Source organism: Pseudomonas sp. Irchel s3h17 (assembly GCF_900187505.1).
GTDB lineage: Bacteria > Pseudomonadota > Gammaproteobacteria > Pseudomonadales > Pseudomonadaceae > Aquipseudomonas.
This window is the reverse complement of sequence record NZ_FYDL01000014.1, coordinates 37,528-52,255: the sequence shown is the minus strand read 5'-3', so window position 1 is coordinate 52,255 and position 14,728 is coordinate 37,528. Positions and strand designations below refer to the sequence as shown.

Annotated in this window: 12 protein-coding genes and 1 other RNA gene; 9 read left to right on the top strand and 4 right to left on the bottom strand. The window is 62.0% G+C overall.

Features of this window, described 5'->3' with window-relative positions; translation table 11 throughout:
• Positions 1-10 precede the first annotated feature (10 nt).
• The 3 genes from ssrS to CKW25_RS20110 form a co-directional block, all read right to left on the bottom strand.
• A non-coding RNA gene (ssrS, locus tag CKW25_RS20120) (6S RNA) lies at positions 11-189 on the bottom strand.
• A 30-nt stretch (positions 190-219) separates the two neighbouring features.
• Positions 220-537 (bottom strand): cell division protein ZapA, encoded by a 318-nt coding sequence (locus CKW25_RS20115; protein WP_095081860.1) that lies wholly within the window; start codon positions 535-537, stop codon positions 220-222.
• Positions 534-743, bottom strand: coding sequence for a TIGR02449 family protein (locus CKW25_RS20110; RefSeq protein ID WP_007982902.1), 210 nt, complete (start codon positions 741-743; stop codon positions 534-536). The genes CKW25_RS20115 and CKW25_RS20110 overlap by 4 nt, the downstream gene beginning before the upstream one ends.
• A 127-nt stretch (positions 744-870) precedes the next feature.
• Between CKW25_RS20110 and CKW25_RS20105 the strand changes: the two genes are divergently transcribed.
• The 8 genes from CKW25_RS20105 (at position 871) to gcvH (ending at position 9,929) form a co-directional block, all read left to right on the top strand.
• Positions 871-1,425, top strand: a complete 555-nt coding sequence (locus tag CKW25_RS20105) for a YecA family protein (RefSeq protein ID WP_095081859.1) — start codon at positions 871-873, stop codon at positions 1,423-1,425.
• Positions 1,426-1,453: 28 nt separating this feature from the next.
• Positions 1,454-2,788: a Xaa-Pro aminopeptidase gene (gene pepP, locus CKW25_RS20100; protein WP_095081858.1), complete on the top strand. Its 1,335-nt coding sequence runs from the start codon at positions 1,454-1,456 to the stop codon at positions 2,786-2,788.
• The gene (gene ubiH / locus CKW25_RS20095) at positions 2,785-3,972 is read left to right on the top strand and encodes a 2-octaprenyl-6-methoxyphenyl hydroxylase (protein ID WP_095081856.1); all 1,188 of its coding nucleotides are present in this window, start codon (positions 2,785-2,787) and stop codon (positions 3,970-3,972) included. The genes pepP and ubiH overlap by 4 nt, the downstream gene beginning before the upstream one ends.
• Before the next feature lie 55 nt (positions 3,973-4,027).
• Positions 4,028-5,245 (top strand): 2-octaprenyl-3-methyl-6-methoxy-1,4-benzoquinol hydroxylase, encoded by a 1,218-nt coding sequence (locus CKW25_RS20090; protein ID WP_172736584.1) that lies wholly within the window; start codon positions 4,028-4,030, stop codon positions 5,243-5,245.
• A 165-nt stretch (positions 5,246-5,410) separates the two neighbouring features.
• Entirely contained in the window at positions 5,411-6,412 is a 1,002-nt protein-coding gene (locus CKW25_RS20085; RefSeq protein WP_095081854.1) for an extracellular solute-binding protein, read from the top strand.
• A gap of 229 nt (positions 6,413-6,641) precedes the next feature.
• Positions 6,642-8,258 (top strand): iron ABC transporter permease, encoded by a 1,617-nt coding sequence (locus tag CKW25_RS20080; RefSeq protein ID WP_095081852.1) that lies wholly within the window; start codon positions 6,642-6,644, stop codon positions 8,256-8,258.
• Between the two features lie 155 nt (positions 8,259-8,413).
• Positions 8,414-9,496 carry a glycine cleavage system aminomethyltransferase GcvT gene (gcvT, locus tag CKW25_RS20075; protein ID WP_095081851.1) on the top strand — a complete coding sequence of 361 codons (1,083 nt, stop codon included), beginning with the start codon at positions 8,414-8,416 and terminating at the stop codon, positions 9,494-9,496.
• A gap of 49 nt (positions 9,497-9,545) precedes the next feature.
• Positions 9,546-9,929, top strand: coding sequence for a glycine cleavage system protein GcvH (gene gcvH, locus CKW25_RS20070; protein WP_095081849.1), 384 nt, complete (start codon positions 9,546-9,548; stop codon positions 9,927-9,929).
• A 421-nt stretch (positions 9,930-10,350) separates the two neighbouring features.
• On the opposite strand, the gene CKW25_RS20065 is transcribed toward gcvH, so the two are convergent.
• The gene (locus CKW25_RS20065) at positions 10,351-11,493 is read right to left on the bottom strand and encodes a DegT/DnrJ/EryC1/StrS aminotransferase family protein (protein ID WP_095081847.1); all 1,143 of its coding nucleotides are present in this window, start codon (positions 11,491-11,493) and stop codon (positions 10,351-10,353) included.
• 157 nt (positions 11,494-11,650) lie between these two features.
• On the opposite strand from CKW25_RS20065, the gene gcvP reads away from it, so the two are divergent.
• Positions 11,651-14,524, top strand: a complete 2,874-nt coding sequence (gene gcvP, locus CKW25_RS20060) for an aminomethyl-transferring glycine dehydrogenase (RefSeq protein ID WP_095081846.1) — start codon at positions 11,651-11,653, stop codon at positions 14,522-14,524.
• The last annotated feature ends 204 nt before the right edge of the window (positions 14,525-14,728 follow it).

The following is a 14,728-nucleotide window of genomic DNA, read 5'->3' as shown; positions in this document are numbered from 1 at the left end:
GGCTTGAATCAGGCTCCCCGGATGAACCGCTGTCAACTTGGCCCTTGAACCCGAAAGTTCAAGGTGGAAGATGCAGTAGGCTTTAAGGCTTTCCGTCTAGCGGACATGCACACCAGCCCAACGTGCAACCTCCAGGGTAGTGCGAATCGGCTCAGGGACATCGTCAACTGGCAAGAACCCCAGGGAGTGGCGCGAGTATACCGCAACCACCCTCAGGAATCAGCCCTTGCTGACATCCGTATCGCTGGACAGCGCCAGGTCCACGCGATCGAGCAGGTCACGCACTTGCTCGCGGGTCGAGGCGCTGGCCTGCACGTCCGGTCGTTCCTGGCTGTGCAGCAGGTCGTGAGTGATGTTCAGCGCGGCCATCACGGCAATGCGGTCGGCCCCGATGACTTTGCCGCTGCTGCGGATTTCGCGCATCTTGCCGTCCAGGTAACGGGCGGCGCTCACCAGATTGCTGCGCTCTTCCTGGGGGCAAATGATCGAGTATTCTTTGTCGAGGATCTGCACGGTGACGCTATTGCTTGAACTCATGAGTCTTGCTCCAGGGCCTTGAGGCGCGAAATCATCGATTCGACCTTACGCCGGGCGATTTCGTTTTTTTCAATGAGGTGCGCGCGTTCCTCGCGCCAGGTTTTTTCCTGAGCTAGTAAGAGTCCGTTTTGACTCTTAAGTTGCTCGACTCGAGTAATTAGCAGTTCGAGTCTAGCCATCAGCGCTTGCAGGTCGGTGTCTTCCATACGTGTTCCACAGGATTTGTCTGATGGGCGGTAACTGGCGGTCAGCCTTTAATAGTCTTGGCGTGTCTGTCGATGTAGGATACAGGGCTTCATTCTAGACATAGCGCCGCTTGGCGCCTAGCTGCCCATGCCCATTCAGAATTCTCCGTATCAAGCCTTCGCCACCCTGCTGAATTCCAGCGGTCATCCCGTCTCGCCCGCCGAACTGCACGGCCTGCTACTCGGTCGCAGCTGCGCCGGCGCCGGCTTCGAAGTGGACGGCTGGCTGGTCGATGCCGCTGAACTGCTCGAAGGTGAACCACAAGACAACGTTCGCAACGCCCTGATCGGCTTGCAGGAGATGGTCAAGGGCGAGCTGACCGGCGACGACATGACCGTCGTTCTGCTGCTGCCGTCCGACGACGCGCCGCTCACCGAGCGCGCGGCCGCACTGGGCCAGTGGTGCCAGGGCTTCCTCAGCGGGTTTGGCCTGAACTGCCGTGACAGCAGCGCGCTGAGCACCGAAGCCAGCGAAGTGTTGCAGGACCTGGCGGCCATCGCTCAGGTGCAAGACGCCCTGGAAGAGTCCGACGACGGCGAAAGCGACTACATGGAAGTCATGGAGTACCTGCGGGTTGCCCCATTGCTGCTGTTCACCGAGACCAGCAAGGCGGCACCCGCTGCCAAGCCTTCTCTGCACTGATCCGCCTGCAAGGGACCTCCACCTGCCCATGATCCATATCCCGAAATCGGAATACACCCGTCGCCGCAAGGCGCTGATGGCGCAGATGGAACCCAACAGTATTGCAATCCTGCCGGCCGCCGCCGTGGCGATCCGCAATCGCGACGTCGAGCACGTCTACCGGCAGGACAGCGACTTTCAGTACCTCAGCGGTTTTCCCGAGCCTCAGGCCGTCATCGTCCTGATGCCTGGCCGGGAACATGGCGAATACATTCTGTTCTGCCGCGAGCGCAACGCCGAACGCGAACTGTGGGACGGCCTGCGGGCCGGACAGGAAGGCGCCATCCGTGAGTACGGTGCCGACGACGCCTTCCCGATTACCGACATCGACGACATCCTGCCGGGCCTGATCGAAGGCCGTGACCGGGTGTATTCGGCCATGGGCAGCAACCCGGAGTTCGATCGGCACCTGATGGACTGGATCAACGTGATCCGCTCGAAAGCGCACCTGGGTGCCCAGCCGCCGAACGAATTCGTTGCCCTGGATCATCTGCTGCATGACATGCGCCTGTATAAATCGGCGGCAGAAGTGAAGGTGATGCGCGAAGCCGCGCGGATTTCCGCGCAAGCGCATATCCGTGCGATGCAGGCCAGCCGTGCCGGTTTGCACGAGTTCAGCCTGGAAGCGGAGCTCGACTACGAGTTCCGCAAGGGCGGGGCGAAAATGCCGGCCTATGGCTCGATCGTCGCCAGCGGGCGCAACACCTGCATCCTGCATTACCAGAGCAATGACGCACTGCTCAAGGACGGGGACCTGGTGCTGATCGACGCCGGTTGCGAGATCGACTGCTACGCCAGCGATATCACCCGCACCTGGCCGGTCAACGGTAAGTTTTCAGCAGAGCAGAAAGCGATCTACGAGCTGGTGCTGGCATCGCAGGAAGCCGCATTCGCCCAGATTGCACCGAACAAACACTGGAACCAGGCGCACGAGGCGACGGTTCAAGTGATTACGGCCGGCCTGGTGCGGCTCGGTCTGTTGCACGGCGATGTCGACGAGTTGATCGCCAACGAAGCCTACAAGGCGTTTTACATGCACCGCGCCGGCCATTGGCTGGGCATGGATGTCCATGATGTTGGCGAGTACAAGGTCGGCGGTGAATGGCGGGTGCTGGAAGTCGGCATGGCCTTGACCGTCGAACCGGGCATCTACATTGCCCCGGGCAACCTGAACGTGGCGAAGAAATGGCGCGGCATTGGCGTGCGCATCGAGGATGACGTGGTGGTAACCAGACAAGGCTGTGAAATCCTGACCCGGGGCGTGCCGAAAACGGTCGCCGAAATCGAGGCCCTGATGGCCGCGGCACGGACCCAAGCCGCATGAGTCGCGTCAATCTGGCAATCATTGGTGGCGGCCTGGTCGGTGCCAGCCTGGCGCTGGCCTTGCAGGCCGGGGCCAAGAGCCGTGGCTGGAAGATCGTGCTGATCGAACCCTTTGCGCCCGGCGACAGCTACCAGCCCAGCTATGACGCGCGCTCGTCGGCGTTGTCGTTTGGCGCCCGGCAGATTTATCAACGGCTGGGCCTGTGGCAGGAAATTTCCCGTCGCGCCGAGCCGATCAAGCAAATCCATGTTTCCGACCGTGGACGTTTTTCGACCGCGCGGCTGTCGGCCATGGAAGAGGGCGTTCCGGCCCTCGGTTATGTGGTGGAGAACGCCTGGCTGGGCCAATGCCTCTGGCAAGGCCTGGACAAGGACGTGATCAGCTGGCGCTGCCCGGCCGAAGTCACGCGCATGGAACCGCTGGAAGACGGCTATCGCCTGACCCTCAATGATGAAACCTGCCTTGAATGCGACCTCGCGGTATTGGCTGATGGCGGCCGTTCGGGGCTGCGTGAGCAACTGGGGATCGGCGTCAAGAAACGCCCGTATAACCAGAGCGCGTTGATTGCCAACATCACCCCGAGCGAAGCGCACAACGGCATGGCCTTCGAACGCTTCACCGATGATGGCCCGATGGCCCTGTTGCCGCTGCCGGAAAACCGCTGCGCGCTGGTCTGGACCCGTCAGGGCATGGACGCGCAACGCCTGGCCGACCTGGATGAACGCAGTTTCCTCAGCGAGCTGCAAAGTGTGTTCGGCTACCGCCTGGGCACGTTGAAGCAGGTGGGTGCCCGGCATCTCTACCCCTTGTCGCTGATCGAGGCCGAAGAGCAGGTACGTCCGCACCTGGCTGTGCTGGGCAATGCCGCCCACAGCCTGCACCCGATTGCCGGCCAGGGATTCAACCTGTCGTTGCGCGATGCCCAGGCGCTGGCTGAAGCCTTGCTCGCCAACCCGGGCTCCCCGGGTGATTTCGCCACGTTGCAGGCTTATCGCGAACGCCAGCGGCTGGACCAGAACCTGACCGTGGGCTTCTCCGACCAGGTGACCCGCTTGTTCGGCAGCACTCAGCCGCTGGTGTCCCTGGGCCGCAACATCGGCCTGTTGGGCCTGGACCTGTTGCCGCCGGCCAAACGCTGGTTCGCCCGGCAGGCCATGGGCCTGGGAACACGTTCCGATGTTTAAGAAAACCCTTTACGTGCGGCTCAAGCCGCAAGCGAGACAGGCTTAAAGCATGGACATGCGCGCAGATCTGCTGATTGTCGGGGCCGGAATGGTCGGGAGTGCCTTGGCGCTGGCGTTACAGAACAGTGGGCTGGAAGTCCTGCTGCTCGATGGCAGCCCCCTGAGCGTCAAGCCGTTCGATGCGCAGTCGCCGTTCGAACCGCGGGTGAGCGCCTTGTCGGCCGCCAGCCAGCGGATCCTCGAGCGCCTGGGCGTGTGGGAAGGTGTTGTCAAACGCCGCTGCAGCCCTTACTCGGACATGCAGGTCTGGGACGGCAGCGGTACCGGGCAGATCCATTTCTCGGCCGCCAGCGTTCATGCCCAAGCCCTGGGGCATATCGTCGAGAACCGGGTGGTTCAGGATGCGCTGCTCGAGCGCCTGCACGATTGCGACCTGGGCCTGCTGGCCAATGCCCGTCTGGAGCAGATGCGCCGTTCCGGTGATGACTGGCTGCTGACCCTGGCCGACGGCCGTACGCTGCGGGCTCCGCTGGTGATCGCGGCGGATGGCGCCAACTCGGCGGTGCGTCGCCTGACCGGCGTCGCGACCCGGGAGTGGGATTACCTGCATCATGCCATCGTCACCAGCGTTCGCAGTTCGCTGGCGCACCAGATGACGGCCTGGCAACGCTTTACCGATCAAGGTCCGCTGGCGTTCCTGCCCCTGGAGCGTGATGGGCAGCAGGACTGGTGCTCGATCGTCTGGTCGACCACCCCGACCGAAGCCGAGCGCTTGATGGCGCTGGATGACCAAGGCTTCTGTCACGAGCTGGAGCGTGCCTTCGAGGGCCGCCTGGGCACGGTGCTGAGTGCCGACCCGCGCCTCTGCGTGCCGTTGCGCCAGCGCCATGCCAAACGCTATGTGGCCGAGGGCCTGGCCCTGATCGGCGATGCGGCCCACACCATCCACCCGCTGGCCGGGCAGGGCGTCAACCTGGGGTTCCTCGATGCGGCGGTGCTGGCTGAGGTGTTGTTGCAAGCGGCCAGTCGTGGCGAGCGCCTGGCGGACGTTAAAGTCCTCAGTCGCTATGAGCGCCGGCGCATGCCCCACAACCTGGCGCTGATGGCGGCGATGGAAGGGTTCGAGCGCTTGTTCCAGGCCGACCCGCTGCCGTTGCGCTGGTTGCGCAATACCGGCTTGAAAGTGGTCGACCAGATGCCTGAAGCCAAGGCGCTGTTCGTGCGCCAGGCGCTGGGCTTGAGCGGTGACCTGCCGGAGCTGGCCAAGGCTTGAGGCTAATGACTTCATCGCGAGCAGGCTCGCGATGGGGCGACGAACATTCATCACGACACGCCTGTCGCGCAACATTTGGTAACGCCTGCGCGGAGGGATCAGTTGAGAAGGCAAATGTGAGTCCTTATCATTTCGACTCACTTCAAATATCGAGAGACCGCTCCCATGTTGGCACCGAAGCGTCTACTGACAGCCATTGCCCTGACCCTGATTGGTACCGCGGCGCAGGCCGCCGACGAGGTAGTGGTCTACTCCTCGCGTATCGATGAGCTGATCAAGCCCGTCTTCGATGCCTACACCGAGAAAACCGGTGTGAAGGTGAAGTTCATCACCGACAAGGAAGCGCCGCTGATGCAGCGCATCAAGGCCGAAGGTGAAAACGCCACCGCCGACCTCCTGCTGACCGTCGATGCCGGCAACCTGTGGCAAGCCGAGCAAATGGGCATCCTGCAGCCGTTTACCTCCAAGGTCATCGACACCAACATCCCGTTGCAATACCGCGCCGCGTCGCATGCCTGGACCGGTTTGAGCCTGCGCGCCCGTACCCTGGCCTACTCCACTGAGCGGGTAAAACCTTCGGAAATGACCACCTACGAAGCGCTGGCGGACAAGCAGTGGGAAGGCCGGCTGTGCCTGCGCACCGCGAAGAAGGTTTACAACCAGTCGCTGACCGCCACCCTGATCGAAACCCATGGCGCGGCCAAGACCGAAGAAATCATCAAAGGCTGGGTCAACAACCTCGCCACTGACGTGTTTTCCGATGACACCGCCGTGCTGGAAGCCATCGCTGCCGGGCAGTGCGACGTCGGTATCGTCAACACCTACTACTACGGTCGCCTGCACAAGCAGAAGCCGGACCTGCCGGTCAAACTGTTCTGGCCGAACCAGGCCGACCGTGGCGTCCACGTGAACCTGTCGGGCATCGGCCTGACCAAGTACGCACCGCACCCGGAAGCCGCCAAGGCCCTGGTGGAATGGATGACCACCCCGGACGCGCAAAAGATCTTCGCCGACGTCAACCAGGAATTCCCGGCCAACCCGAGCGTGAAGCCATCGGCGGAAGTCGAAGCCTGGGGCAAGTTCATCCCCGACACCTTGCCGGTTGAAGTGGCCGGCCTGCGCCAGGCCGAAGCCATTCGCTTGATGGACCGTGCTGGCTGGAACTGATCGACCCGGTATACTGCGCGGGTGGCGAGGGAGCTTGCTCCCGCTGGGGCGCGAGGCGACCCCGAATGCGTCGGACGCGTTCGAGCCCCATATGAGTTGATCGTTCCCACACGTTGCGTGGGAACGCATCCCCAGACGCTTGGCATCGAACCCTTTCAAGCGTGACGCTGAGCGTCACCGGCCATGTGCCCACGCAGAGCGTGGGCACAATCATTTGAGAGACAGTTTTTTGGCCCATCCCGCCCAACGCCGCTGGTACCCCCTGGTCTTCGCCATCGCCGCGTTGGTCCTGCTACCGCTGAGCGTGTTGCTGCTGTCGTGGCAAACCGTCGACCTGCAAATCTGGTCCCACCTGTGGGACACCCAGATGCCCCGGTTGCTGGGCAACACCCTGACCCTGATCCTTGGCGTCGGCGTGGGTGTCACGCTGCTGGGGGTGAGCCTGGCGTGGCTGACCAGCCTGTGCGAGTTCCCCGGACGCCGCTGGCTGGATTGGGCGCTGATGCTGCCGTTTGCGATCCCGGCCTACGTGCTGGCGTTCGTATTCGTCGGCTTGCTGGATTTTTCCGGACCGGTGCAAACCTTGCTGCGGGAATGGTTGGGCAGTGGCTTGCGACTGCCACGGGTGCGCTCTACCGGTGGCGTGATCCTGGTGCTGGTGCTGGTGTTCTATCCCTATGTCTACCTGCTGGCGCGCACGGCGTTCCTGGCCCAGGGCAAGGGCCTGATGGAGGCGGCACGGGTGTTGGGCCAATCGCCGTGGCAGGCGTTCTGGCACGTGGCCCTGCCCATGGCGCGCCCGGCCATCGGCGCGGGCGTGGCCCTGGCCTTGATGGAGACGCTGGCGGATTTCGGTGCGGTATCGGTGTTCAACTTCGACACTTTCACCACCGCGATCTACAAGACCTGGTACGGCTTCTTCAGCCTGTCGAGCGCGGCGCAACTGGCCAGCCTGTTGCTGTTGGTGGTGATGCTGCTGCTGTATGGCGAGCGCCGTGCCCGGGGGGCTGTGCGGGCCACCAATGAGCGTCCGCGAGGCCAGGCGCTCTATCACCTGCGCGGGCTCAAGGCGCTGGCCGCGACCACCTGGTGCGGCCTGGTGTTTGCCTGTGCGTTCGTGATTCCGCTGCTGCAACTGCTGGCGTGGTTCTGGCAACGCGGTCGTTTCGACCTCGATGAACGGTATGCCGGGCTGATCCTGCACACCTTGTACCTGGGGGCCATGGCCGCGCTGATCACGGTCTGCGTCGCATTGTTGCTGGCGTTTGCCCGGCGCCTGGCGCCGACCCGGACGATTCGCTCGGGGATCAGCGTGGCCAACATCGGCTACGCGTTGCCCGGTTCGGTGCTGGCGGTCTCGATCATGCTTGCGTTCAGTTACCTGGACCGCGAACTGGTGGTGCCGCTGTCGGGTTGGCTGGGCGGTGCCGGTAAGCCGTTGCTGCTCGGCAGCCTGTCGGCGCTGCTGCTGGCCTATCTGGTGCGGTTCATTGCAGTGGCCTATGGGCCGCTGGAAAACAGCCTGGCGCGGATCCGGCCGTCGCTGCCTGAAGCGGCCCGCAGTCTGGGGGTCAGCGGACCGCGACTGTTTTTCAAAGTGTATCTGCCGTTGCTGCTGCCGGGCACCTTGAGTGCAGCGTTGCTGGTGTTTGTCGATGTGCTCAAGGAAATGCCTGCTACCTTGCTGATGCGCCCGTTTGGCTGGGACACGCTGGCGGTACGGGTCTTTGAAATGACCAGTGAAGGCGAGTGGGCACGGGCTTCATTGCCGGCCTTGACCCTGATTCTGGTGGGCCTGTTACCGGTCATCGGCTTGATCCGTCGCTCGGCTCATCGCATCGGTTAGGTGTCAGTCCTACACCTTGCGGCTACAATGCGCGGCATTCGGTGCGGATCGTCCTTCAGACCGGGTAACTGAAACTGGTTGAAAGCCTTATATTTCAAGGCTTTAACTCACGCAGTGCCTGTCCGCACCTTCGCCAAGCCCGGAAGGAGAAACCCATGGGACAGCGTACGCCTCTGTATGACCTTCATCTCGCACTCGGCGCGAAGATGGTCGATTTTGGCGGTTGGGATATGCCACTGCATTACGGCTCGCAGGTCGAGGAACACCATCAGGTGCGCCGCGATTGCGGGGTTTTCGATGTATCCCATATGACCGTGATCGATGTCAGCGGCCCCCAAGCCAAGGCCTGGCTCCAGCATTTGCTGGCCAATGATGTCGAACGCCTGCACAGCAATGGCCGTGCCTTGTACAGCACCATGCTCAATGAGCGCGGCGGGGTGGTCGACGACATGATCGTCTATCGCCTGGAAGGCACTTACCGCCTGGTGGTGAACGCCGCCACCCGCGATCAGGACCTGGCCTGGATGCACGCCCAGCTCGGCGACTTTCACGTGCAACTGCATGAGCGCAGCGAATTGGCGATGCTGGCGATTCAAGGCCCGCACGCCCGGCAAAAGATCGCCGAACTGGTGACCCAGTCACGTGGCGCCCTGATCCAGCAACTCAAACCCTTCGAAGGCCAGTGCGACGGTGACTGGTTCATTGCCCGTACCGGCTACACCGGTGAAGATGGCCTGGAGATTGCCCTGCCGGCCGATCAGGCCCCTGCATTCTTCAACGACCTGGTGGGTGCCGGTATCTCGCCGATTGGCCTCGGTGCCCGCGACACACTGCGCCTTGAGGCCGGCATGAACCTGTACGGCCAGGACATTCACCAGGATGTTTCACCGCTGGCCTCCAACATGGCCTGGAGCATCGCCTGGGAGCCGACCACTCGTCAGTTCATCGGTCGCGCCGCGCTGGAAGCCGAACAGGCCGCTGGCGTGCAACAAAAACTGGTGGGCCTGGTGCTCGAAGAGCGTGGGGTTTTGCGTGCGCATCAGGTGGTGCGTATCGCCGATGTTGGCGAAGGGGAGATCACCAGTGGTAGTTTCTCTCCTACGCTGAGCAAATCGATCGCCCTGGCACGGGTGCCGATGGCAACCGCCGACCGGGCAGAAGTGGAAATCCGTGGCAAGTGGTACCCGGTCCGGGTGGTTAAACCGACCTTCGTGCGTCATGGCAAAACCTTGATCTAACCTTTTCTGGCGGACAACGACCGCTGCCATTTTTTTGAGGATACAGAACATGAGCGATATCCCAACCGACCTGCGTTATGCCGAAAGTCATGAATGGGCCCGCCTGGATGAGGATGGCGGCGTGAAAGTGGGGATTTCAGACCATGCTCAGGAAGCCTTGGGTGATGTCGTGTTCGTCGAGCTGCCAGAAATCGGCAAAGTGTTCGCCGCCGGCGATGCTGCGGGTGTAGTCGAGTCGGTCAAGGCCGCTTCGGATATCTACTCGCCAGTCTCCGGTACAGTCATTGCCATTAACGAAGCGTTGGCCGACAACCCGGAGTTGGTCAACAGCGCGCCATACGACAGCTGGTTTTTCAAGCTCGAGCCAAGTGATACCACTGAGCTGGACAAGTTGCTCGACCCCACTGGCTACAAGAACGCTATCGGCGAATAATCAACGCCGTCAGCGAATTCTCTGCAAGAGCGCCGCGTATCCCTGGCCGGGGAACGCGGTGTTTTTCGTTCAACGCCGTGCATACAGCCTCTGTAGCCCGATGCAGGCCGGCCTAACGTTTTCTTCCGATGGCTAGAACGTTGTTCACTCTGGCATTCAGGGACATGACTGCATCTGCGGCCAGGCGTTTTTCCGGTTCACCAGAAACCCACGCGCCACTATTGTTGAAGTGATCGTTTGGGATTCCCCATCGGTTACGACGTACGCGTTGGAAATAGCGCTGGGGGGTAGTTTTTGGCGCAGAGCAATAAGCGCCGTACTCTCTACGTATAACTATTGGTAATTGTGGTTATTGCTGCAATAAAAAACGCCCAATGCAGGGCATGGGCGTTCCAGATGTATTTTTCAGGGCCGGGCAGGATCAAGCACCCTGTAAAACAGCTTTTACCGCTGCTACCGAGCGCTCGACATCGCTCTTGCGCATGGTGGAAAACATCGGCAGTGAAACGATCAGCCGTCCGACGCGTTCAGCCACCGGGAACATGCCTTGCTTGAAACCGCGTTCGCGGTACAGGCTCAGCAGGTGGATCGGCGGGTAGTGGTAACCGATGCCGACACCCAATTCCTGCATCTGCTCCATGAAGGTCGCACGGGCCGGTTTGCCGTCCTTGCGTTCAGGCAGCACCAACTGGAACAAGTGCCAGTTGCTGTTGGTAAAGTCTGCCGGTGGCAGTTGCGCACCGTATTTGGCCTCGAAGTCGCTGCCGAAACTGGCGAAGTAATGTTTAGCCAGTTCACGGCGATGAGCGGTGATGGCTTCAATGTGCGCGAATTGGCCCAGGCCAATGGCCGCTGCCACATCGGTCATGTTGAATTTGCCGCCCAGTACATCCACGTCCAGTCCATCGAAGCCGCTGCGGGTCACGCCTTGCAGGCGATACTTCTCCGCCAGCCGCACTTCATCCGCGTTGCTCAGCACCAGGCAACCGCCCTCCGAGCAGGTGACGTTCTTGTTGGCCTGGAAGCTGAACGACACCAGGTCGCCCGTGGCGCCAATGCGTTGGCCGTTCCAGCTTGAGCCCAATGCCTGGGCGGCATCTTCGACGACGCGCAGACCATGTTTCCTGGCGATCCCGTACAAACGCTGCATGTCCAGCGGCAATCCGGCCAGGTAAACCGGAATGATGGCCCGGGTGCGCGGGGTAATGGCCGCTTCGAGCCTGTCCAGATCGATGTTGCGGGTGATCGGGTCGATGTCGGCAAACACTGGGGTGGCGCCCACTTCGAGGATGACATTGGCAGTGGCTACCCAGGATATGGGCGTGGTGATCACTTCGTCACCGGCACCGATCCCGGCGATGCGCAGGGCGATCTCCATGGTGCAGGTGCCCGAGTTGAACGTGCGCACCGGGCGCCCGCCAAAAAACTCCGACAATTGGGCTTCGAAGGCCTGAACCCTGGGACCGCTGGTAATCCAGCCAGAGCGCAGTACATCACCGACAGCGCTGATGGTGGCTTCATCGATAACAGGTTTGGAAAACGGCAAAAAAGGCAGTTGGCTCATGAAGATCAGTGGACCCGAGTGGTGAAGGGTAGTGAAACGCGCGGCCCATGATGATGAGCCGTAAGCGGTAAAGACGCCATGCCCCGCGCGCAGGGAGAGCTATGCTGGTTTGACCGTATCGCATCGACGCTGAGCGCCAATCAAGAGAGAGCCCGTCATGTCCCAGCTGCCCACTTTGAGTCAGTTACGCGACCCCAATGTCTTTCTGCGCCGCCACCTTGGGCCGGACACCGCCGAACAGCAGGCGATGCTCGACAGCCTGGGGCTTGGCAGCCGGATCGAGCTGATCGAGCAGACCGTACCGCCGGGGATTCTCCTGAATCGCGAACTGGAGTTGCCGCCAGCGCTGGATGAAGAGGCCGCGCTGGCAAAACTGCGCGGTTATGCCGATCAGAACCAGGTCTGGACCAGCCTGATCGGCATGGGCTACCACGGCACCCTGACGCCCGCGGTAATCCTGCGCAACGTGCTGGAAAATCCGGGCTGGTACACCGCCTATACCCCGTACCAACCGGAGATCGCCCAAGGGCGACTCGAAGCCCTGCTCAATTTCCAGCAGTTGACCATCGACCTGACGGGCCTGGAGCTGGCCAACGCATCGTTGCTCGATGAAGCCACGGCGGCGGCCGAGGCCATGGCACTGGCCAAGCGCATGGCCAAGTCGAAAAGCAATCTGTTCTTCGTCGACGAACACTGCCATCCACAGACCATCTCCGTGGTGCGGACCCGGGCCGAGGGCTTTGGCTTCGAACTGATCGTCGATTCAGTGGATAACCTCAAGCAGCACCAGGTGTTCGGTGCGCTGCTGCAGTACCCCGATACCCACGGCGAGATCCGTGACCTGCGCCCCCTGATCGATCACTTGCACGCGCAGCAGGCATTGGCCTGCGTGGCAGCTGACTTGTTGAGCCTGCTGGTGCTGACTCCTCCGGGCGAAATGGGCGCGGACGTGGTGTTCGGCTCGTCCCAGCGGTTTGGCGTGCCAATGGGTTATGGCGGTCCGCACGCGGCGTTCTTTGCCAGCCGTGATGAGTACAAGCGGGCGATTCCCGGGCGGATTATCGGCGTCTCGAAAGACGCTCGCGGCAACGTCGCGCTGCGCATGGCCCTGCAAACGCGTGAACAACACATTCGCCGCGAGAAGGCCAACTCGAACATCTGCACCGCACAGGTGCTGTTGGCCAACATTGCCAGTTTTTACGCGGTCTACCATGGCCCGCAGGGGCTCAAGCGCATCGCGCAGCGGGTCCATCGGCTGACGTGCATTCTCGCCGCGGGACTTGAGCGCAAAGGTGTGAGCCGGCTCAATCCACAGTTCTTCGACACCCTGACCCTGGAAGTCGGTGGCAGCCAGACCGCAATCATCGAAAGTGCCAAGGCCGCGCAGATCAACCTGCGCATTCTCGGGCGCGGGCAGATCGGCTTGAGCCTCGACGAGCGGTGTGATGAAAGCACCGTGGCGAAGCTGTTCGATGTACTTCTCGGGGCCGATCATGGGCTGGAGGTGGCCGAGTTGGATAGCGAGCCGCTGCCGTCCGGGATTCCCCAGGGGCTGATGCGCACGACGCCGTATTTGCGTCATCCGGTGTTCAATGCCCATCACAGCGAAACCGAGATGCTGCGTTACCTCAAGCAGCTGGAGAACAAGGACCTGGCGCTCAACCAGTCGATGATCCCGCTGGGCTCCTGCACCATGAAACTCAATGCCACCAGCGAAATGATCCCCATCACCTGGCCCGAATTCGCCAACCTGCATCCCTTTGCACCCAAGGAACAGGCGTTGGGCTACGGGTTGATGATCGAGGAGCTCGAGCGTTGGTTGTGTGCGATCACCGGTTTCGACGCGATTTGCATGCAGCCCAACTCTGGCGCCCAGGGTGAATACGCCGGGTTGCTGGCGATCCGCAAGTACCATGAAAGCCGTCAACAGGGCTCACGGGACATCTGTCTGATCCCGGCTTCAGCCCACGGCACCAACCCGGCGTCGGCGCAGATGGCCGGCATGCAGGTGGTGATTGTCGATTGCGACGAGGCCGGCAACGTCGACCTCGAGGATTTGAAAGCCAAGGCGATGGAGTCCGGCGACAAGCTTGCCTGCCTGATGGCCACGTACCCCTCGACCCATGGCGTGTACGAAGAAGGCATCAGCGAAATCTGCGAAGTGATCCACAGCCATGGCGGCCAGGTGTACATGGATGGCGCCAATCTCAATGCTCAGGTGGGGCTGGCGCGCCCGGCGGACATCGGCGCCGACGTTTCCCACATGAACCTGCACAAGACCTTCTGCATTCCTCACGGGGGTGGGGGGCCGGGCATGGGACCGATCGGTGTCCGCGCCCACCTCGCGCCCTTCGTGGCCAATCACCCGGTGGTACCGATTGAAGGGCCGGACCCGCAAAACGGCGCGGTCAGCGCCGCGCCGTGGGGCAGTGCGAGCATTCTGCCGATCAGCTGGATGTACATCGCCATGATGGGCCCGCAACTGGCCGATGCCAGCGAAGTGGCGATCCTCTCGGCCAATTACCTGGCAGAGCATTTGTCCGGGGCGTTCCCGGTACTCTTCAGCGGGCGTAACGGGCGGGTAGCCCATGAATGCATCCTCGACCTGCGACCGCTCAAGGCGCTGACCGGGATCAGTGAAGAAGACGTGGCCAAGCGCTTGATGGATTACGGCTTCCACGCGCCGACCATGTCCTTTCCAGTGCCGGGCACCTTGATGGTCGAACCCACCGAGAGCGAATCCAAGGCGGAACTGGATCGCTTTATCGGCGCGATGCTGAGCATTCGGGCGGAAATCTCCGAGGTGCAGAACGGCAACTGGTCCGCCGAAGACAACCCGCTCAAACGCGCGCCCCATACCCTGGCGGACCTCATCGGTGTCTGGGATCGGCCCTACAGTATCGAACAGGCAGTGACCCCGGATGCGCACACCAGGGCCCACAAGTATTGGCCGACGGTGAACCGGGTGGACAACGTCTACGGCGATCGGAATCTGTTCTGTGCCTGTGTGCCGGTGGATGAGTACCGCTGAATGGCACGGGATGCCGAACACGTGCCCTGTGGCGAGCGAGCTTGCTCGCGCTGGGCTGCGCAGCAGCCCCAAAGCCGGCGCCGAGTTGTATCTGCAGCCTGCAATAGTCCTGTCGGGGGCGCTTCGCACCCCGGCGGGAGCAAGCTCCCTCGCCACGGTCTGAAGTCGATTTCAGCGGAAAAAAAATGCCGCTCATGTGAGCGG

Excerpts from the sequence above, each read along its gene's own strand:
- gcvH (WP_095081849.1), top strand. The coding sequence starts at position 9,546 with ATGAGCGATATCCCAACCGACCTGCGTTATGCCGAAAGTCATGAATGG.
- CKW25_RS20105 (WP_095081859.1), top strand. The coding sequence starts at position 871 with ATGCCCATTCAGAATTCTCCGTATCAAGCCTTCGCCACCCTGCTGAAT.
- gcvP (WP_095081846.1), top strand. The coding sequence starts at position 11,651 with ATGTCCCAGCTGCCCACTTTGAGTCAGTTACGCGACCCCAATGTCTTT.
- CKW25_RS20085 (WP_095081854.1), top strand. The coding sequence starts at position 5,411 with ATGTTGGCACCGAAGCGTCTACTGACAGCCATTGCCCTGACCCTGATT.
- CKW25_RS20065 (WP_095081847.1), bottom strand. The coding sequence starts at position 11,493 with ATGAGCCAACTGCCTTTTTTGCCGTTTTCCAAACCTGTTATCGATGAA.
- CKW25_RS20090 (WP_172736584.1), top strand. The coding sequence starts at position 4,028 with ATGCGCGCAGATCTGCTGATTGTCGGGGCCGGAATGGTCGGGAGTGCC.
- CKW25_RS20110 (WP_007982902.1), bottom strand. The coding sequence starts at position 743 with ATGGAAGACACCGACCTGCAAGCGCTGATGGCTAGACTCGAACTGCTA.
- ubiH (WP_095081856.1), top strand. The coding sequence starts at position 2,785 with ATGAGTCGCGTCAATCTGGCAATCATTGGTGGCGGCCTGGTCGGTGCC.
- gcvT (WP_095081851.1), top strand. The coding sequence starts at position 8,414 with ATGGGACAGCGTACGCCTCTGTATGACCTTCATCTCGCACTCGGCGCG.
- pepP (WP_095081858.1), top strand. The coding sequence starts at position 1,454 with ATGATCCATATCCCGAAATCGGAATACACCCGTCGCCGCAAGGCGCTG.
- CKW25_RS20115 (WP_095081860.1), bottom strand. The coding sequence starts at position 537 with ATGAGTTCAAGCAATAGCGTCACCGTGCAGATCCTCGACAAAGAATAC.